An 18,758-nucleotide genomic window follows, 5' to 3' on the forward strand; every position below is an offset into this window, starting at 1 on the left:
CTGGGTCACGGTCCTCACCGGGTGCCCTTCGCGGCGAACTGGGAGACGGTGTCGACGTTGGTCTTGTCGACGAACGCCGGGCCGGTCAGGATCGGCTGCTCGCCGCCGCCGCTGTAGTTGCCGTTCGTCTTGTAGAGCCACAGGGAGTCGACGGCCAAGTAGCCCTGGAGGTAGGGCTGCTGATCGACCGCGAACTGGATGCTGCCCTTCTCGATGGCGGAGATCAGGTCCTTGTTGAGGTCGAAGGTCGCGACCTTCGCCTTGCTGCCGGCCTCGGACGTCGCCTGCGCGGCCGTCAGCGCGAACGGGGCGCCGAGCGTGACGACCTCGTCGATGGACTTGTCCTGCGCGAGCTTGGCGGTGATCGTCGACTTCACGGACGGCATGTCGGTGCCGTTGACGTAGAGGTTGTCGGTCTTGCCACTGAAGGTCTTCTTGACACCGGCGCAGCGCTCTTCCAGGTTGACGTCCCCCTGGGCCTGCACGACGCACAGGGCGTGCTTGGCGCCGGTGCCGTTGAGCTTGGTGCCGAGCGCCTGGCCGGAGACGGACTCGTCCTGGCCGAAGAACGACAGCAGACCCTGCTTCTTCCATTCGGACAGGCCGGCGTTGAAGCCGACGACCGGGATGCCGGCCGCCTCGGCCTTGGCGACCACGGCCTTCATGGCGTCGGGCTTGGCGAGGGTGACCGCGATGCCGTCGACCTTCTGGTCGATCGCGTTCTGCACGAGGTTGGCCTGATCGGCGGCGGTCTCGTCGTTGGAGTAGATGAGCTTGACGTTGTCCTTGGCGGCGGCCGCCTCGGCGCCCTTGCGGATGGTGTCCCAGAAGGTGTCGCCGGAGGGCGCGTGGGTGACCATGGCGATCGTCATGCGGGGGGTGTCGGCCTTGCCCGCCGACACCGCGGCCCCGCTCTCCGCGGCCTTCTTCCCGCCGGAGCTGCTGGAACAGCCGGCCAGGGTGAGAGCGGCCGCGGCGGCCACCGCCACGACGGGGGCGATTCTGCGGAATCGGGGAGAGCGGGGAAGGGATGTGTGTCTCATGGCGCGTGCACCTCGCTGTGCAAGTGAGAGGGAGTGACGGGCAGTGGGCTGTGGATGCGCGGCTGCTGGATGGGGCCGGGGAGGTCGCGGCGGCCTCGGTCGGGGCGCGGTGCGCGGAAGCTGTTGGCAGCCGGACGCAGGCCCTCGACCCGGTGGAGTCGGTGGCCTGGGCGTGATGACCGTCCCGGGGTCGAGACGATGCGGTGGCTTGGGGAACTCGGTCTGCGGGACGGTGACGTGGCCGGTCTCGGAATGCCGGGAGCGGTAGCGGTAGCGGTCCGAGCCGACTTCGTTGGAACGTCAGGACAATTTAAAGCGCTTTAAGTTCTGGTACTATCGGCTCGTTCGGTCAACGTGTCAAGGGTGTTGCTCGAGGAGATCTGCCGGGAGGTGCGAGTGGACGACGACGCTTCCGCGAGTCGCAGGGACGGCGCCAGCAAACGCCCCCGGCTGGAGGACGTGGCCGCCCGCGTGGGCGTCTCCACCGCGTCCGTCTCCCTGGTGCTGCGTGGTGTGCCCGGCCCCAGCGAGCGCACCCGGCAACGCGTTCTGAAAGCCGCCGCCGAGCTCGGTTACCAGGTGGACCGCACCGCCAGTCTGCTGGCCAGCAGACGCACCCGGCTGCTCGGCGTCATGGTCGACATCCACAGCCCCTTCCACGCGGATCTGGTCGAGCACCTCCACACGGCCGCCGAGGAGGTCGGCTACGACCTCGTCCTCAGCACCCAGACCCGCACCCGCGACGAACACACCGCCGTCGAGACGCTGCTGGCCTTCCGCAGCGAGGCTCTGATCCTGCTCGGCCCGACCGCCTCGGGCGACGCACTCGCCGCGCTGGACCGCAAGGCTCCCGTCATCGCTGTCGGCCGCCGGATCGCCGACGCCGACCTCGACGTCGTCCGCTCGGCCGACGACGACGGGGTCGGCCAGGTGGTCGACCACCTGGTGGAGCTCGGCCACCGCGCGATCACCTACGTCGACGGCGGTAAGGGTGTCATCGCCACCGACCGTCGCCGCGGCTACCGCGCCGCCATGCGCCGTCACGGCCTGGACGCGCACATCGGGGTGCTGCGCGGCGACAACACCGAAGCGGCCGGCGAACGTGCCGCCCGCCAGCTGCTCGACGGCGCCGAACTCCCCACCGCCGTCGTCGCGTTCAACGACCAGTCCGCCATCGGCGTCCTGGCCGCTCTGTCCCGTGCCGGGGTCGCCGTGCCGGGCGAGGTGTCCGTGGTCGGCTACGACGACGACGCCCTGTCCCGCCTGAGCTGTTTCAACCTGACCACGGTCAGCCAGAGCGCCCGTGAACAGGCCCGGCATGCGGTGGTCGCCGCCGTCGAGCGCCTGGACCAGGGCCGCACCGAGCCCCGCGAGGTCGTACTGGCCCCACGGCTCGTCCTGCGTGGCACCACCGCGGAGCGCGTCTGACAGGCGCTCCGGGGCCACCGCCAGCACGCGGGCGCGGCGCGAAGGGGAGGCGTGGCCTGCGGGGGAGTGGCACCGCACCGCGGACCTGCTCGCGGAGTCGGCGGCCTTGCGGTGCGGGCCGGCGGCCTTGCGGTGAAGGTCGGCGTCAGGCGGCCGGTCGCACCAGGCCCGTCTCGTAGGCGAAGGTCACCGCCTGCACGCGGGCGCGGGCGCCGATCTTGGCGAGGATGTGGCTGACGTGAGACTTGACGGTGGTCGGCGCGATGGACAGCCGCGCGGCGATCTCGGCGTTGGACCAGCCGGAGGCGACGGCGGTGAGGACGTCGCGTTCCCGCTCGGTGAGCATGTCGAGCCCTGTCTCCTGCTCGGCCGTTCGGGCCGGGCGCTCCTGGCGGACCGCGTCGATGAGCGCACGGGTGACGCTGGGTGTGGTGACGGCGTCTCCGGCGGCCACGATGCGGACGGCCGCGGTCAGTTCGTCGGGAGTGGCGTCCTGGGGGAGGAACCCGCCGGCTCCCGCGCGCAGTGCCGCGTAGGCGTACCCCTCGTGGCTGCTGGGGGTGAGGACCAGTACGCGCGGGGGGCGTCCGCCGGCTCTGACGTGCTCGGGTGCCGGAATCGGGGTGAGGGGCCGGGTGATGCGACGGATGGCCTCGACGCCGTTCGGATCGGCTGCGTGGTGGCCCATCACGACGACGTCGGGACCGAGCGCGGCGCTCATGCGGACCGCCTCGGCGCCACTCGCCGCCTCGCCGACGACGGTCAGGTCGGGCTCGGCCGCCAGCAGCATGCGCAGACCGAGACGGTGCAGGGACTGGCTGTGCACCACGAGTACGGAGGTCATGACGGGCGCCCTTCGTGAGGGTCGGGGCGACGGCCGACGTGGGTCGGGTGTCCGCCACCGCACTCCCTGCGAACGAAACGGTTTCGTTCACTTCGGTGCCATCAGCGTAGCTCGGGTGCTATCGAAACGACATCGTTTCCTTTGTGGTCTCGGTCACTTCTCGACCGTCGGGACATCAGGCCGTCTACGGAGTGGCTTGCATGACCATGCGGGATGTTGCATAATCTTGCCATGTCCAAGGTCCTCACTTCCCTCCCCACCGGCGAGCGCGTCGGCATTGCCTTCTCCGGCGGGCTCGACACTTCGGTCGCCGTCGCCTGGATGCGCGACAAGGGTGCCGTCCCGTGCACGTACACCGCCGACATCGGTCAGTACGACGAGCCCGACATCGCGTCCGTGCCCGGCCGTGCCACCGCGTACGGCGCCGAGATCACTCGGCTTGTCGACTGCCGTGCCGCACTGGTCGAGGAAGGGCTGGCCGCACTCGCCTGCGGTGCGTTCCACATCAGGTCGGGCGGGCGCCCGTACTTCAACACCACGCCGCTGGGGCGTGCCGTGACCGGCACGCTGCTGGTGCGGGCCATGCTCGAGGACGGGGTGCAGATCTGGGGCGACGGCTCCACGTTCAAGGGCAATGACATCGAGCGGTTCTACCGGTACGGGCTGCTCGCCAACCCGCACCTGCGGATCTACAAGCCCTGGCTGGACGCGGACTTCGTCACGGAGCTCGGCGGCCGCAAGGAGATGTCGGAGTGGCTGCTCGCGCACGGGCTGCCGTACCGGGACTCGACGGAGAAGGCGTACTCCACGGACGCCAACATCTGGGGCGCCACGCACGAGGCCAAGACTCTGGAGCACCTGGACACCGGTATCGAGACGGTCGACCCGATCATGGGCGTGCGGTTCTGGGACCCGTCGGTGGAGATCGCCACGGAGGACGTGACGGTCGGCTTCGACCAGGGCCGTCCGGTGACCGTCAACGGCAAGGAGTTCGGCTCCCCGGTCGACCTCGTCATGGAGGCCAACGCGATCGGCGGCCGGCACGGCCTCGGCATGTCCGACCAGATCGAGAACCGGATCATCGAGGCCAAGAGCCGCGGCATCTACGAGGCCCCCGGCATGGCGCTGCTGCACATCGCCTACGAGCGTCTGGTCAACGCGGTCCACAACGAGGACACCGTGGCCGCGTACCACAACGAGGGCCGGCGGCTGGGCCGGCTGCTCTACGAGGGCCGCTGGCTGGACCCGCAGGCGCTGATGGTGCGCGAGTCGCTGCAGCGCTGGGTCGGCACGGCGATTACCGGCGAGGTGACCCTGCGGCTGCGGCGCGGCGAGGACTACTCGGTCCTCGACACCCGGGGACCGGCGCTCAGCTACCACCCGGACAAGCTCTCCATGGAGCGGACCGAGGACTCCGCGTTCGGCCCGGTGGACCGCATCGGCCAGCTCACCATGCGGAACCTGGACATCGCCGACTCCCGTGCCCGCCTCGAGCAGTACGCGGGCCTGGGCCTGGTCGGCAGCGACCACCCGACGCCGATCGGCGCCGCGCAGGCGGCCTCGACCGGTCTGATCGGCGCCATGGACGAGGGCGGCGCCGAGGTGATCGCCTCGCGGGGCGAGGCGACGGACGAGGAGACGATGCTGGACCGCGCGGCGATGGAGTCCGGCACGGACTGACGCCGGTCACCGGTCGTAGGTACCCGGGCGGCGGGCCCCGGCGGATTCTGTTCCGCCGGGGCCCGCCGTCGTCCGCTGCGCGAGGGGGAGGGGCTCACCGCCACGGCTCCCGTCGCTACAGCGACCTCACGCATGGGTGGCCGACAGCGACTCACGCATGGGGAGCGGCGGGACAGGCTCACGGACACACCGTCCGCCGACGTTCCCTGTCCGGCAGTGGGCGGAGGCCGCCGTCCGCAGGGCTACGGGTGCAGTATCACCTTCGTGTAGCCCTCGATCCGCTTGTCGAACTTGTCGTAGCCCGACGGCGCCTGATCCAGGGGTAGTTCGTGGGAGACGACGAAACTGGGCTTCGCCCTGCCCTCGATGATCATGTCGCGCAGGTACCGGTTGTAGCGCTTCACGTTGCACTGTCCCGTCCCCATCCGCAGGCCCTTCTCGAAGAGCTTGCCGATCGAGACGAGGAGCATGCCCTGCTTGGCCTGTTCGTCCGGGCCGCCGGGGTCGGAGGGTACATACAGGCCGGGCACCCCGAGCGCTCCGGTGGCTCGGACCGTGCCGACGAGCGAGTTCAGGACGGTTGCCGGTTCTTCGCGGTCCGTGCCGTGCCCTGTCGCCTGATAGCCGACGGCGTCGATGCCCTTGTCCGTGCCGATACCGTCCGTCTCGTCCTTGATCTGCTCGATCGGGTTGCCCTCGGAGAAGTTGATCGGAACCGCGCCTATCTCCTCGGCCTTCTGCAGTCGTTCGGGGACCCGGTCCACGACGAAGACCTTTTTCGCGCCGCGCATCAGAGCCGAGTAGGCGGCCATGAGTCCGACAGGCCCTCCGCCGTACACCGCGACACTCTCGCCAGGGCGCACCTGGGCGAGCTCACAACCGTGGTATCCGGTGGGGAAAATGTCGGCGAGCAATATGAAATCACTCTCGTGCTCGTTTCCCGGCGGCAGCTTCAGGCAGTTGAAGTCGGCGAAGGGTACGCGCAGATATTCGGCCTGGCCGCCCTTCCAGGGGCCCATGGCGACGTATCCGTACGCGCCGCCCGCGAAACCGGGATTGACGGTGAGGCAGTAACCTGTGAATCCCTCGACGCAGTTCGTACAGAACCCGCAGGCGACGTTGAAGGGCATGACCACACGGTCGCCCTCCTTGAGCGAGGTGATGCCCTGGCCGAGTTCTTCGATGATTCCCATGTTCTCGTGGCCGAAGACGATGCCGGGCTCGGCGGCGGTACGGCCCTCGTACATGTGCAGATCGGATCCGCATATCGCGGTGGAAGTGACCCGTACGATCACATCGTTCGGATGTTGGATGCTGGGCTTTTCAACCTCTTCGACCGCAACGCTGAACGGCCCTTTGTAAACGACGGCCTTCACGGCTGCCACCTCCGCTCGGTGACGCATGTATGTGATGTCCACGCCCCCGCCCACATTCTCCGCGTGACCCATCTCTCATGATTCTCCGTCCTACGCGATCGGACAAGCCGGTAACGTCGATGTGAATAACTGCCCGGTGCCGTGCAGAGAAATGCAGTGGCGAAGGAGGCCGAAAGATGTCAGCACAGCGACTGGGAACGCTGCTTGTCCCCGTGCCGGGATTGTCCGGCACCACCTACCCGCCGGGAACGACCGTGACGGTCCGCGGACGAGGCGCCACGGTCGACGCCTTCGTCAACGGCGACTGGCTTCCCCTGTCGTGGTGGGAATTCTCCGACGGCCTGCGCGAGGACATCGCCGACCGCTGATCTTCCGCGCCGATGCCGCCGCGGGCATCGGCGATGACCGTGGTCCTGGGTGGGGTCGTGTCGTTCCTCGGGAGTCCAAAGCCCCCGGCAGTGGGCCTGTGTGCCTGCCGGGGGCTTCGTGTACCCGCCCACCGTCATGGATCGGTGGTGAGGGTGTCCGTGCCGGACTGTCTCTAGCGCTGGGCCGTGGCGGGCCGGCCGCACTGGTCGGTGTTCCTGGCCCGTCCCGTGCGGAGCCGCTGGGCGGCGAGCGCGAGGGCGCTGAAGGCGATGACGGCCGCGCTGTAGACGACCGAGGTCTCGTGCAGGCCGACGTTCGTGGCGGCGATCCCCGCGACCACGGCCGGGATGCTGAAGGCCAGGTAGGAGATGACGAACGCGACCGCGAACAGTTCGCCCCGCTCGGCCGGCTCGGCGATTCGGGCCAGTGTGCCGAAGCTGGCGAGACCCGAGCCGCCGAAGCCTATTCCGGCGATGGCGGTGCCGGACGCGGCCATGGCGAGCGAGTGCGCCTCCACACCGCCCAGACCGACGGCCGTGCCGAGCAGCAGCAAGGTGGCCGAAAGGGCGAGCGTGCGCTCGGTGGGCCAGCCGCGCAGCGCGAACGCCGTGATCGATGCGGGCACGCAGAGCAGGGTGACCACCAGGCCGCCGATGACATGGCTGGACAGGCCGAACAGGTTGGCGGCCACTGACGGACCGAGTGAGAGATACAGTCCGCCCAGTGCCCAGCTCGCCACCAGGATCGGCACGAGTGCCATCAGGTTCGTGCGCAGTCGCGGAGCGACGCCGAGGCGCGGCTGAAGCGACCGCACGACGCCGGGCCGCCGCTGTGCCGTCTCGGGCAGGAGGGCGATGGCCAGGCCGGCGAGGACCAGGGCCGCGAGCAGCAGCGCGTAGACCAGTCGGGTCGGGTGCGGCCCGTACTCCGCGAGGACGCCACAGCCCAGTGCGCCGAGGCCCAGCCCGAACGTCGGGGCCGCACCGGTGATGACGCCGGCACGGTGCGGCGCGTGGGGCGGATTGAGATCGACGAGGGTCGCGCCGAGTGTGGTCATGGCCGCGCCGGTGGCGATGCCCTGGACGAAGCGGGCCGTGAGCAGGATCGAGACGTCGTCGGCGACGATGAACAGTGTCATCGCCACCGCTTCGAGGGCGATGGCCGATGCCAGGACGGGTCGGCGGCCGATGTGATCGGACAGTGCGCCGAGCATCAGGAGTGCGCCGATCATTCCGACGACGTACACCGCGAAAACGGTGGTCAGCGTGGTCGCCGAGAAGCTCCACTCGTGCTGGTAGATGACGTAGAGCGGCGATGGCGCGCTCGACGCGGCCATGAAGAGGACGAAGACGGCCGCGATGGACGCGAAGGCCACCGGTCGGCTCAGCCCGCGCCGCACACGGCCGGACGGTGGGCCCCCTGTGGCTGAGGCCGACGGGATCTTCTTGTAGGACGTGGGTGCGTCAGACATGCGCTCTCTCTCAGAATGCAGCGATCACTGCGTTAGCAGTCTCCTCTAACGCAGCGATCGGTGCAATAATTTCCGCATGACCGAAGCAACAGTCCAGCCCCGTCCCGGCGGCCGCTCCGCGCGGGTGCGCGCGGCCGTTCACCGCGCGGTCGGGGAACTGGTCGCCGAAGAGCCGGCCGAGGCTCTGACCATTCCCGCCATCGCGGCGCGCGCCGGCGTGCACGCGACCACGGTGTACCGGCGGTGGGGTTCAGTGGCACAGCTCCTGGCCGACGTCGCCACCAGTCGGTTCAGTGGCGACGTCGTGGTGCCGGACACCGGCTCTTTGGCGGGTGACCTGGAGCGGTGGACGGGCGATGTCGCCACCGACCTCGCCGACCCCGACGTCCTCGCCCTGATGCGGGCGACGATCGGCTCGGGTCCGGAGGGCGGATGCGCCTGCACGGCCGACCGGCACGCTCAGCTCGAGTCCATCATCGAGCGGGAGCGAGCTCGAGGAGGCGAGGTGCCGAGCGTGGAGCGGGCCGTCGACGGACTGCTCGGTCCGCTGTACTACCGCGCGATCTTCAGCGGGGAGCCCGCGTCAGGGGAGTGGGCGCGGGGTCTGGTCGCGCCGTTGCTCGCGGCGGTCTAGGGCTGTGACCGGACAGATCGGCCGGGACGGGAAGGCGGTGGCCGCAACCGATCGTGCGGACGGCGTCGCCGGCCGCGTCACACGTCGTACGCCGAGAAGTCGACGACCGCCGTCGAGTCCTTGCCGTACCGCACGTCTATGTCCACCGCCATCGCCCCGCCTTCGGCTTCGGGGTGCAGATCGATGTGGGCGCAGACGTCCGCCGGTGTCCCGGAGCAGTTCTCCGGCGTGAGACGGGTGCCGGGATAGGCCGCCTTCAGCCACGCCTCCAGATCCGTTCGTGGGATCGTGAATCGTGCCTGGTATTCCGTGTCCAGCCAGGCGCGGACGGTGCACTTCGCGTCCTGAGCCCCCTGGGGCAGCCCGTCCTGGTCCGCGTAGTCCATGGCGTCCGCGCACGAGGCGGCTTCCACCTGGGTCATCGGGTCGGCTGTGAGGGCCGTGAAGACCGTCCAGGCGATCCACCCCACGAAAGCCACCGGGAACGCCACGACTGCGGCGAGCACCCATTTCCGCCTCATGATCACCCTTTGCCGTTGTTCGCGTCCAGAGCGGCGGCCGTCACTCTGCAAGACAGACAGGACGCACCAACGTGCCCCGCGGTTCTCGGCCGGTCGATCCGCGAACTCGCCGCCCAGCGGCGCACGGCAGCGTCACGGCTCTCGATGCTCATGGGCCGCCGATTCCAGCGTCGCGATCTCCGCCTCGGCCAGGCGGGCCTCGGCATCGACGTCGATCGACCGGGTGAGCAGCCAGTAGAGCACCGCGGAGACGGGCAGCCCGATGAACAGGGCGATGTCAGCACCGCCGAGCGCGTGGGCGGCGGGTCCCACGTAGAGCGTGCCGACAGAGAAGAACGGCACCATGACGGCGAAGCCGACCAGGTAGGAGATGATGCCGTGCCAGCCCCAGCGGCCGTAGATGCCGTGCGGGTTGAAGATCTCGGCGACCGCGTAGTGGCCGCGGCGCACCACGTAGTAGTCCATGAGGTTCACGGCGGTCCACGGAATGAACAGGTAGAGCACCAACAGCAGGAAGTTGTTGAAGTTCTCGAGGAAGTGGGCGGTGGAGGCCAGTGCCCCCACCACGGAGAGCGCCGCGGTGAGGCCGATGGTCACGAGCCGTACCGCGACGGTCGGCCGCACTCTCTTGAACGAGTCGATCGCGCTGATGAGTGTGAGGGACCCGCCGTACATGTTCAGGGCGGTCACCGAGATCAGGCCCAGGGCGGAGAACAGCAGCACGATCGCGCCGAAGCCGCTGAAGACCTTGTCGCCCGCCGCGTTGATCGAGCGGACGGTCTCGAAGTCCTTGCCCGCCCACGCGGCGAGCAGAGCCCCTAGACACATCAGCCAGATGCCGCCGAGCGCCGAGCCGAAGTACGTCCAGTAGAAGGTCTTGCGGACGGTGACGTCCGGCGGGAGGTAGCGGGAGTAGTCCGAGACGTAGATGGCCCAGCTGATCTGGTATCCGGCGACCACGCCGAACTGCGCGAGGAACGGCGTCCACTGGAAGCCGCCGAGGTCGAAGGAGCCCGGGGGATAGTGCAGGGTGAGCAGGATGCCCACGGTGAAGATCCCGAAGACGACCAGGAAGGTGTAGGTGAGCACCCGTTCGGCGCGGTGGATGACGTCGTAGCCCACCAGCGCGATGACGAACCCGATGAGCGTGACCACGACGACCCACAGCTTGACGCCGCCGTGCAATGTGGTGTGCAGGGCCTCACCGGCCAGGATCGTGTTGAAGATGTTGAACCCCGCGTACTGCACATAGGCGAACAGCCATACGAGCAGGGCCCCGACGTAGCCGAACTGCGGCCGTGACTGGATCATCTGCGGCAGTCCCAGCTGCGGACCCTGCGCGGAGTGGAAGGCCATGAAGAACGTGCCGAGGATGGTGCCCGCGGCGATCGCGATCAGCGACCAGACGAGGTTGCCACCCTCGGTGATGCTGATCAGCCCTACCGCCAGGGTGGCGATCTGCGCGTTGGACATGAACCACAGAGGCCCCAGGTGCCAGAGCTTTCCGTGCCGCTCGTCGAGGGGGACGTAGTCGATGGAGCGGATTTCCAGACCCGATACTCGTGGCTGCGACGATGTGGTCACGAGTGCCTCCTTTGAGCGGTTTCATCATGTGATGAGAAGATTAATCGCCTATGATCACGTTTATCCTCTTGTCGTACCGGCCTAGGAGGGCCGTACCGGTCAGTATGTCCGGCCGGTACGCAGTGCAACCTCAGGTGCGCCAGGCCACTGAAAGGATGAAAGAACCGTCGGAAGAGGCCGGGGTGTCCGGGTGTCCTGTCCTACTCCGCTCAGCAGGGCGCCGCGGCCGACCGTCTGTGCGGCGGTCCCGGAGATGACGGCAGGGTCGGCGCCAGCAGGGGGCGACACCGCCCCCGGAGGTGCGAACGACCATCTCGAGGGCGGCAACGACAGCGACAGCTCATCGGGGACGGCCTTGGGATTCTTCGGCGCCTCGGCGCCTCGGGGGCCGGCGACGACGTACTCCTGGAGGGGCCCGTGGAGTTGGGTGACGCGACGCGCGACAGCGTCGCCGTCTCGGGGAACGCGAGTGGGGCCGGAGGTACGATCACGACCGGCGACCACCCCGCTTCCGGCGGCACCGTGGTCGGTGACAGCTCCCGGGGGACGCCACCCGGTCGACCGCCGGACGCGATGTGACACCGGGCTCCCTCAACAGGCCCCGGCGAAAGGCCGGTTGGCCGCTGCTCTCGTCCCGGCCGCAGGGATCAGTCCGTCGTGCGCCGAGCGGAAAGATCGAACGCCGGCGAGTGCTGCTCGGGCTCGGGCCTGCCGTCGCGCCGTGCGTCGTGCTGGTCGAGGAGGGTCAGCAGGCCCTCTACGGTCAACCCGGCCTCTGCCGGGTGCCGGAGGATGGTCCCCGGTTCGATGTGGTAGATGTTCGAGCGGCCGTGGCGGGTGTGGGTGAGATAGCCGTCCTGCTCCAGATCGGAAATGATCTTCTGGACGGCACGCTCGGTGAGTCGGCACCGTGCGGCGATGTCACGGATACGGGTTCCCTGATCCCTGGAGATCGCGGCCAGCACTCGGGCGTGGTTGGTGAGAAAGGTCCAGCCGGTATGTCCCTGCGGTACTTCACCCATGTCTCGAGGATACGGCTCGGCATTCGCGCATTCAAAAGGGTGAAAGAAAGTTCCTGTATCTCTTGACGTGTGAGGGTCCGGAGGCCGACGCTTGGAGTAGTGAGATAGGCGGATGCCCCAGGAGCGACTGCCATGCACGAACGTCCACTCTCCGTCCAGGCCGGCAGCGAAGGCTTCTGCCCGCTTCTGAACGGCGTGGCACGTTCGGCCGGTGGGCGGGCGGCCGCCGCGATCTCCGGTGCCATCGACACCGAGCACCCACTCCAGCGCTCCCTGTGCGAAGCCTCTGTGCGGTCGATCGGCGGACCGCCGGCGGCCGTGACAGGCATCCCGGCAAGAACGACAGAGCGCACAAGGAGGATGGGTTGAGCGACGACGCCGAGCAGGACCTGCGCACCGAAGTCGTCCAGCTCAAACGGGCCATGCAGACCCGGCCGGTCATCGATCTGGCCCGGGGAGTGCTGATGGCCTCGTTCGGCCTGAGCACCGCCGACGCCTGGAATGTACTGGTCGAGGTGTCCCAGCACACCAACACCAAAGTCCACCGTGTCGCCGAAGACCTGGTCGCCGCCGTCAACGGAGATCCGCTTCCCGACTCGCTCCGGCACCATGTGTCCGCGGCGGTCGCCGAAGTCCACGGTCCCCATGCCCCCAGCCATCCGAGCGCCGAGTGGACCTCTCCCGCCGACCGGGCGTCACGGACGGGCGGTGACAAAGACACGCCGCCGATGTCCGACCGACGTCGCAATCTGTCCTCGGACCCGCTCTGACCCCTGGCCTCCGGCTCCGTCACACACGCTTGCGGCCGACGCCCGCGTACACCCAGTACTCCGACGGGTTCCCCGGGATGTGGTCGTCCGGGGCCGGGCGCCACAGGGGTACGTAGACCAGGTCGGGCTCCACGAGGTCGAATCCGTCGAAGAGATCCCGGATCTCGCCGCGGGAGCGAGCGGTGACCGGGGATGTGGCCTTGGACCGGTACAGCTGCCCCACGGCCGCGGCCGTGTCCGGGCGATCCTGGTTCGTCGCATGCGTGAGTGCCAGCCAGCTCCCGTCGGGCAGGGCGTCCCGGAACGCGGCCACGATGCCGCCGGGGTTCTCCTCGGGCGTGATGAAGTGCAGGATCGTGATCATCAGCACCGCGACGGGCTGCTCGAAGTCGATCAGCTTGCGTACCTGCGGGGACGACAGGATGTCGGCAGGCCGGCGGATGTCGGCGTCGACGATGTCCGCGCCGGGATTGTCGGCGAGCAGGGCGGTGCTGTGGGCCACCGCCACCGGGTCGCTGTCCACGTAGACCACCCGGGCGTCCGGGCTGGCCGCCTGTGCCACCTCGTGCACGTTGCCCTGTGTCGGGATGCCCGATCCGAGGTCGATGAACTGCCGTACTCCGGCCTCGACGAGAAAACGCACGGCTCGGCCGAGAAAGGCGCGATTGGCCCGCGCCAGCGTGCGCACCTGGGGGTCGATCGCCGTGAAGGCCGCCAACGCCTCCCGGTCTATGGGGAAATTGTGCTGTCCGCCGAGCATTGCGTCGTACATCCGGGCAACGCTCGCCTTGTCGGGATCGATCCCCTGCGGGAGACCGTCGTTGTCGGCCAACTCAACTCCCTGTCATGTCCGTGATCTTGACGCTCCATCATATAGTTGCCGACCAGGCGTGGCGGGATGATGCCCAGGCCATGCTGCCGGAGCCGCGCCTCACCGGAAAGGCACAACCCTGCGGAACGAAGCGCACTGTCCCATGGACGACGAACCCGCCACCGCGCGTTCACCGCGTCGGTCGGCCTTTTCCCCCGCGGCCGACGCCATCGGCTCGGAACTCGACCTGAGCCTGACCGGGAGCCATGTCGTCGACGCGCTGACGCCCGGGTTCTGCGACGCGGCCTCCGTCTACCTGCTGGAGCGCTGGCTGCTGGAGGAGAACGCGTACGCCTCCGCGGAACCACCGCAGATCGAGGCCCGCCGACTGGCGCTGCGCATCGGAACGGACGCGCCCGATGACTGGGAGGGGCTGCTGCCGGTCGGCGAGGTCGTCGTCTTTCCGCGCGGGACGCCCTACACACGTGCCATCGCCACCCTCGAGACGCAACTGCTCGACATGGTGGACGCCCATACGTCCGCGCGGCTGAGCACCGCCGGTGGCGGCGACGCCCGCATGGACGTCCTCCTGCGCACGGCTTCCTTCCTCGTCGTCCCGCTGCGTCTGCGCGGTACCGCCGTCGGATTCATCGCCTGCACGCGCGGCCCGGACCAGTCGCCCTTCCTGCCCGCCGACGCCGAGGCCGTGGAGTCGCTGGCGGTGCGGTCCTGTGTGGCCCTGGACAACGCGCGCCGGTACGAACGCGAGCGCCGTACGGCACTGGCCATCCGCCGGAGCCTGCTGCCCGCCACCGAGCAGGTTTTCGAGGGATGTCGTATCGCCCACGGCTACCTCCCCGCCGGGCGCGACAACATCATCGGTGGTGACTGGTTCGACGTGCTGCCCCGTTCGGAAGGCCGCGTCAGTCTGATCGTCGGGGACGCCATGGGGCACGGTCCGGAATCGGCCGTCGCCATGATCCAGCTGCGCACCGCCGTCCGTACCCTGGCGGGACTGGACATCACCCCGGCCGAGTTGATGCACCGTCTCGACGCGCTCGCCTGTGACACACCGGGGGCTTCCTTCGCCACGTGCATCTACGCCGAGTGGGACGCGAGGCGCCGCATCTGCACCTTCGTCGGAGCCGGCCACCCGCCCCCGCTGATCCGCGATCCGGGCGGCCGGACCGGGCCGGTCACACTCACCAGCCCGGGCCTGCCCCTCGGACTCGGCATGGGGACGTACGAACCCACCGTTCTGCACGTGCCCGACCCGATGCTCCTCCTGCTCTACAGCGACGGTCTGGTCGAGTCCCGCCACACCGACATCGACCAGGGCATCGCCCGTCTCGCCGGCCTGCTCGACACGGACGGCGTCGACCCCGACCGCGTCGCCGGCCCGGACACCCTGGACTCCCTGTGCCGGCGCCTGCTGCACGGCACGTCGGCCACCAACGACGGAGCGGACGACCGTACGCTCCTGCTCACCGAACTCGTACCCGCGAAGATCCCCTCCCCGCCGCAGGAGCCGGAGAGCTCCCCCGATCGCCTGCCGCAACCGCGCTGATCGCCTGCCGCGACCGCGTTAGGAGTTGCCCTGCGGTGGTACACGGAGGTGACGAGGGGGGCTGATTGCGGGAGGTTGCCATGCTTGTCCTCGGCATCATTCTGCTCGTCGTCGGTTTCGTCACGGGCATCAGCATTCTTTGGACGATCGGCGTGATCCTTGTGATCGTCGGTCTCATCCTGTGGGTCCTCGGGGCTGCCGGACACGCTGTCGGTGGTCGCCGCCACTACTGGTGACTGGGGCCGCGGGCGGCCCCCTGTGCGCGCCCGGTCGTGAACCGGTGGTCGCCGGAGCCGACCTGGTACACGACGTAGCCGTCCTCTGTCCGCAGAAACGTCGCGTGGGTGTGGGTCACCGCGCCCGGGTCTTCCCCGGGTACCCACACCTGCGCGGTCGTGTTGGGAGGCACGGCGCAGCTCAGGACGAACTCGCCGGATCGCTGCCGCCACCGCGTGGAGACGGGGCCGTAGCCTGAGGTGAACGTGGCGCGGCAGGAGGTGACGTCGCCGCCAGGGCGGGGGCGAATGACGATCTCGCGGTAGCCGGGCCGGCCCGCCGCGATGCCGGCGATGTTGGTGTACATCCACTCGCCCACCGAGCCGTACGCGTAGTGGTTGAAGGAGTTCATGGCCGGGGTCTGGAAGCTGCCGTCGGGCCGGATGGAGTCCCAGCGTTCCCACATCGTGGTCGAGCCCTTGTCGATCTGGTAGCCCCAGCTGGGGAAGGAGCGTTGCCGAAGCAGCCGGTGGGCGACATCGGTGTGGCCGGTGTCGGTGAGGACGGGCAGCAGCCGGGGTGTACCGAGGAAGCCCGTCGAAAGGTGCCAGTCCTTGGCCTCGATGAGCGCGACGAGGCGGTCGGCCGACGCCTTGCGCAGCGCGTCCGGCAGCAGGTTCATCGACAGGGCGATGACATAGGCCGTCTGTGTGTCCCCCTTCACCTTGCCGGCGGCGGTGACGTAGGCGTTCTGGAAAGCGGTGCGGACGCGCTCGAAGAGGTCGAGGTAGGGGGCGGAGTCCTTGCCGAGCTCCTCGGCCGTGCGGGCCGCGAGGTCGGCGCTGTGCGCGAAGTACGCGGTGGCGATGACGTCCTTGGGGGTCTCGTCGGAGACGTTCAGCCAGTCGCCGTACCCGCCGGCCGGCCGCAGCAGGTGGTCGCTGTTCTTCTCCAGGTACTTCAGCCAGGCCTGGATGGAGGGCCAGGCATCTTCCAGGACCTGTCGGTCCCCGTACGCCTGGTACAGGGACCAGGGGACCGTGACCCCCGCGTCGCCCCATCCGGCGACACCGTTGCCGACCGTACCGACCATGGGTGCCACGTCCGTGAAGGCGCCCTCCGAAGTCTGCGCGTCGCGCAGGTCCACGAGCCACTTGGTGAGGAAGCGGGCCGACTCCATCGTGTACGCCGCCGTGGGCGCGAAGACGTTGATGTCACCCGTCCACCCCAGGCGCTCGTCGCGTGCGGGTGTGTCCGTCGGGACGGACAGGAAGTTGCCGCGCTGTCCCCAAGTGATGTTGCTGTGCAGCTTGTTGAGCATCGGGATGTCGGTCTCGAAGTCGAGGGTGAAGGGCGCGGAGGTGTGCATGACGCGGCCCGTCACGGCCGTCGCCGGGGGAGTGCCGGGGAACCCGGTCACCTCGACGTAGCGGAATCCGTGGAAGGTGAAGCGCGGCTCGTACGTCTCCTCGCCGTCGCCCTTGAGTGTGTACGTGTCGGTGGCCGCGGCGGTGCGCAGATTCGCGGTGTAGAGGGTGCCGTCCGGGTTGAGCACCTCGGCATGCCTCAGACGTACGGTCGTTCCCGCCTCGCCCGAGACGCGCAGCCGTACCGATCCGACCATGTTCTGGCCGAGATCGAAGACGAAGACGCCCGGCTGTGGTTCGGTCACCGTCCTTGCCGTGAGTTCCCCGGCCACCCGGACCGGGCCGTCCACCTGCGCGACGATCAGGGCGGGAGCGGTGTCGCCCGCGGCGCTGACGTCGAGCCAGGCACGGTCGTCGAAGCCGGGTGAGGTCCAGCCGGAGGTCTCCTTGCGCGCGTCGTACGTCTCGCCGCCCAGCAGGTCGGCGGAGACGATCGGTCCGGGGGCGGCCCGCCAGTCCGTGCCCGAGACGACGCGCTCACTCGTCCCGTCGGCGTACTCGACCTCCAACTGCCCGAGCAGCGCGGGGCGTTCGCCGTAATGGTGGGGTCCGAACATACCGACGTTGCCCGCGTACCAGCCCGGAGCCACGTACGCGCCGACGGCGTTGGCGCCGGGCCGCAGGAGCGTGGTGACGTCGTACGTCTGGTACTGGACGCGTTCGCGGTAGTCCGTCCAGCCGGGAGCGAGCTGATCGCGGCCCACGCGGCGGCCGTTGAGGTGGGCTTCGTACAGGCCGAGAGCCGTGGCGTACAGGCGGGCGCGGGCCACCTTCTTGCCCGGGAGCCTGAACTCGTGGCGCAGCTGGTTGGCCGCGTACGACGCCGGGACGACCCGCCCCCAGGGTCCGGCTCCCCAGGCGGCGGCCTCCTTCGCCGCCGGCCAGCCGCTGTCGTCGAAGTCCGCCTCGCGCCAGCCGGCGGCGGGCTCCTTGTCCGTCGACCTCCAGGAGTCGTCGGTGACGATCCGCTGTTCGCCGGATGCCGTGTGCAGGACGAGGACGGCGACCAGACCGGCGGGTCCCTCGGTCGCGTTGGTCGCCGAGACCGCGAGGACGTTCTTCCCGGAACGCACCTGGGCGAGGACGTCGAGCACGGCCGGCCGGCGCCAGCCCTCGTTGTCCGTCGCCAGGTCGGTACGGGCCACCTCGGTGCCGTTCACGGAAACGGCATACACGTTGTCGGCGGTGATGGCCAGGGTCGCCGCCGTGACGCCGTCCGGGAGATCGAGGGCGCGACGGAACCAACGGGTGGCCGCGGGCGCGCTGTTGGCCGGCTCGCCCTCGGGGAACCAGATCCAGGCGCTGCCCTCCAGCGACGGTGCGTCGGTGAGAGCCGGAGGGGCCGAGACCCATTCCGCCGACCACTGTGCGGCGTCCATGAGGCCCGTCTCCCAGCAAGCCGCCGCACTCCAGGCGGAGACAGCGCCCTTGGCGTCCCAGACGCGTACGGACCAGAAGTAGCGCGTCCGCGGCTTCAGTCGGGGGCCCGCGTACGGGACGAGTACGGACTCGCCGGAGGTGACTTTTCCGCTGTCCCAGACATCCGGGTGCGAGAGGTCCGACGCACTGGAGGCGACACGGATCTGATAGGCGCTCTGGCGCACCCCCGGTTCGTCCGAGGCCATCGGCCAGCTCATCCGCGGGTGTTGCGCGTCGAGGCCCAGGGGGTCCTGAACGTACTCGACGGTGGGCGTGGTGACGCGCAGGGCGCCGCGTGGTGCACCCGCTCGGGCCGGTGCGGACGCCGTTGCGGCCACTGCTGATCCGGTGTCGGCGACGGCCGCGGCCGTCGTGGCCGCCGATGCCGCCAGGAAGTTCCTCCTGCTGATCACTGGGGCCCCTCACGTAGAAGCGATGAATCGATTCACGGCGGTGAACGTAGGGGCGTGCGGGATGGAGGTCAATGAGTGTGCCGGATTTTCTTGCTGCGCTGCCGGGCGGGTACGCGCTTTCGGTGGAGCCCGACGCGTCCGAGGCGGGGGCGATTGAACGGTT

At 69.2% G+C, this 18,758-nt stretch carries 16 protein-coding genes; 7 read left to right on the plus strand and 9 right to left on the minus strand.

Features of this window, described 5'->3' with window-relative positions; genetic code table 11:
* Positions 1-14: 14 nt before the first annotated feature.
* A complete protein-coding gene (locus ACZ69M_RS24560) occupies positions 15-1,043 on the minus strand; it encodes a sugar ABC transporter substrate-binding protein (RefSeq protein WP_470052855.1) in 1,029 nt (342 codons plus the stop codon).
* A 396-nt stretch (positions 1,044-1,439) separates the two neighbouring features.
* Between ACZ69M_RS24560 and ACZ69M_RS24565 the strand changes: the two genes are divergently transcribed.
* Positions 1,440-2,471 carry a LacI family DNA-binding transcriptional regulator gene (locus tag ACZ69M_RS24565; protein ID WP_470052857.1) on the plus strand — a complete coding sequence of 344 codons (1,032 nt, stop codon included), beginning with the start codon at positions 1,440-1,442 and terminating at the stop codon, positions 2,469-2,471.
* A gap of 145 nt (positions 2,472-2,616) precedes the next feature.
* On the opposite strand, the gene ACZ69M_RS24570 is transcribed toward ACZ69M_RS24565, so the two are convergent.
* Positions 2,617-3,315 carry a LuxR C-terminal-related transcriptional regulator gene (locus ACZ69M_RS24570; protein ID WP_470052859.1) on the minus strand — a complete coding sequence of 233 codons (699 nt, stop codon included), beginning with the start codon at positions 3,313-3,315 and terminating at the stop codon, positions 2,617-2,619.
* A 231-nt stretch (positions 3,316-3,546) separates the two neighbouring features.
* On the opposite strand from ACZ69M_RS24570, the gene argG reads away from it, so the two are divergent.
* Positions 3,547-4,995, plus strand: coding sequence for an argininosuccinate synthase (argG, locus tag ACZ69M_RS24575; RefSeq protein ID WP_075029507.1), 1,449 nt, complete (start codon positions 3,547-3,549; stop codon positions 4,993-4,995).
* Positions 4,996-5,237: 242 nt separating this feature from the next.
* Here the strand turns inward: argG and ACZ69M_RS24580 are convergent, their stop codons facing one another.
* A complete protein-coding gene (locus tag ACZ69M_RS24580; RefSeq protein ID WP_470052862.1) occupies positions 5,238-6,371 on the minus strand; it encodes a glutathione-independent formaldehyde dehydrogenase in 1,134 nt (377 codons plus the stop codon).
* Positions 6,372-6,547: 176 nt separating this feature from the next.
* Here ACZ69M_RS24580 and ACZ69M_RS24585 point away from each other — a divergent pair, with 176 nt between their 5' ends.
* On the plus strand, positions 6,548-6,739 hold the full coding sequence (locus tag ACZ69M_RS24585; RefSeq protein ID WP_030190387.1) for a hypothetical protein: 192 nt from the start codon (positions 6,548-6,550) through the stop codon (positions 6,737-6,739).
* 173 nt (positions 6,740-6,912) lie between these two features.
* On the opposite strand, the gene ACZ69M_RS24590 is transcribed toward ACZ69M_RS24585, so the two are convergent.
* The gene (locus ACZ69M_RS24590; RefSeq protein WP_470052863.1) at positions 6,913-8,211 is read right to left on the minus strand and encodes an MFS transporter; all 1,299 of its coding nucleotides are present in this window, start codon (positions 8,209-8,211) and stop codon (positions 6,913-6,915) included.
* 76 nt (positions 8,212-8,287) lie between these two features.
* Between ACZ69M_RS24590 and ACZ69M_RS24595 the strand changes: the two genes are divergently transcribed.
* Positions 8,288-8,845 carry a TetR/AcrR family transcriptional regulator gene (locus ACZ69M_RS24595; protein ID WP_470052865.1) on the plus strand — a complete coding sequence of 186 codons (558 nt, stop codon included), beginning with the start codon at positions 8,288-8,290 and terminating at the stop codon, positions 8,843-8,845.
* A 77-nt stretch (positions 8,846-8,922) separates the two neighbouring features.
* Here ACZ69M_RS24595 and ACZ69M_RS24600 read toward each other — a convergent pair whose 3' ends face one another.
* From ACZ69M_RS24600 to ACZ69M_RS24610, 3 genes are all read right to left on the minus strand, one after another.
* On the minus strand, positions 8,923-9,366 hold the full coding sequence (locus ACZ69M_RS24600; RefSeq protein WP_470052867.1) for a hypothetical protein: 444 nt from the start codon (positions 9,364-9,366) through the stop codon (positions 8,923-8,925).
* 132 nt (positions 9,367-9,498) lie between these two features.
* The gene (locus tag ACZ69M_RS24605) at positions 9,499-10,950 is read right to left on the minus strand and encodes a purine-cytosine permease family protein (RefSeq protein ID WP_470052869.1); all 1,452 of its coding nucleotides are present in this window, start codon (positions 10,948-10,950) and stop codon (positions 9,499-9,501) included.
* Between the two features lie 647 nt (positions 10,951-11,597).
* The gene (locus ACZ69M_RS24610) at positions 11,598-11,972 is read right to left on the minus strand and encodes a helix-turn-helix transcriptional regulator (protein WP_470052871.1); all 375 of its coding nucleotides are present in this window, start codon (positions 11,970-11,972) and stop codon (positions 11,598-11,600) included.
* 365 nt (positions 11,973-12,337) lie between these two features.
* Here ACZ69M_RS24610 and ACZ69M_RS24615 point away from each other — a divergent pair, with 365 nt between their 5' ends.
* A complete protein-coding gene (locus ACZ69M_RS24615; protein WP_470052873.1) occupies positions 12,338-12,742 on the plus strand; it encodes an ANTAR domain-containing protein in 405 nt (134 codons plus the stop codon).
* Between the two features lie 19 nt (positions 12,743-12,761).
* Here ACZ69M_RS24615 and ACZ69M_RS24620 read toward each other — a convergent pair whose 3' ends face one another.
* Positions 12,762-13,574, minus strand: coding sequence for an SAM-dependent methyltransferase (locus ACZ69M_RS24620; protein ID WP_470052875.1), 813 nt, complete (start codon positions 13,572-13,574; stop codon positions 12,762-12,764).
* Positions 13,575-13,716: 142 nt separating this feature from the next.
* Here ACZ69M_RS24620 and ACZ69M_RS24625 point away from each other — a divergent pair, with 142 nt between their 5' ends.
* Positions 13,717-15,120, plus strand: a complete 1,404-nt coding sequence (locus ACZ69M_RS24625) for a PP2C family protein-serine/threonine phosphatase (protein ID WP_470052877.1) — start codon at positions 13,717-13,719, stop codon at positions 15,118-15,120.
* A gap of 80 nt (positions 15,121-15,200) precedes the next feature.
* A complete protein-coding gene (locus tag ACZ69M_RS24630) occupies positions 15,201-15,356 on the plus strand; it encodes a DUF6131 family protein (RefSeq protein ID WP_470052879.1) in 156 nt (51 codons plus the stop codon).
* Here the strand turns inward: ACZ69M_RS24630 and ACZ69M_RS24635 are convergent.
* Entirely contained in the window at positions 15,347-18,595 is a 3,249-nt protein-coding gene (locus ACZ69M_RS24635) for an alpha-L-rhamnosidase (protein ID WP_470052881.1), read from the minus strand. The genes ACZ69M_RS24630 and ACZ69M_RS24635 overlap by 10 nt on opposite strands.
* Between the last annotated feature and the right edge of the window lie 163 nt (positions 18,596-18,758).

Source organism: Streptomyces sp. NPDC107454 (assembly GCF_055582885.1).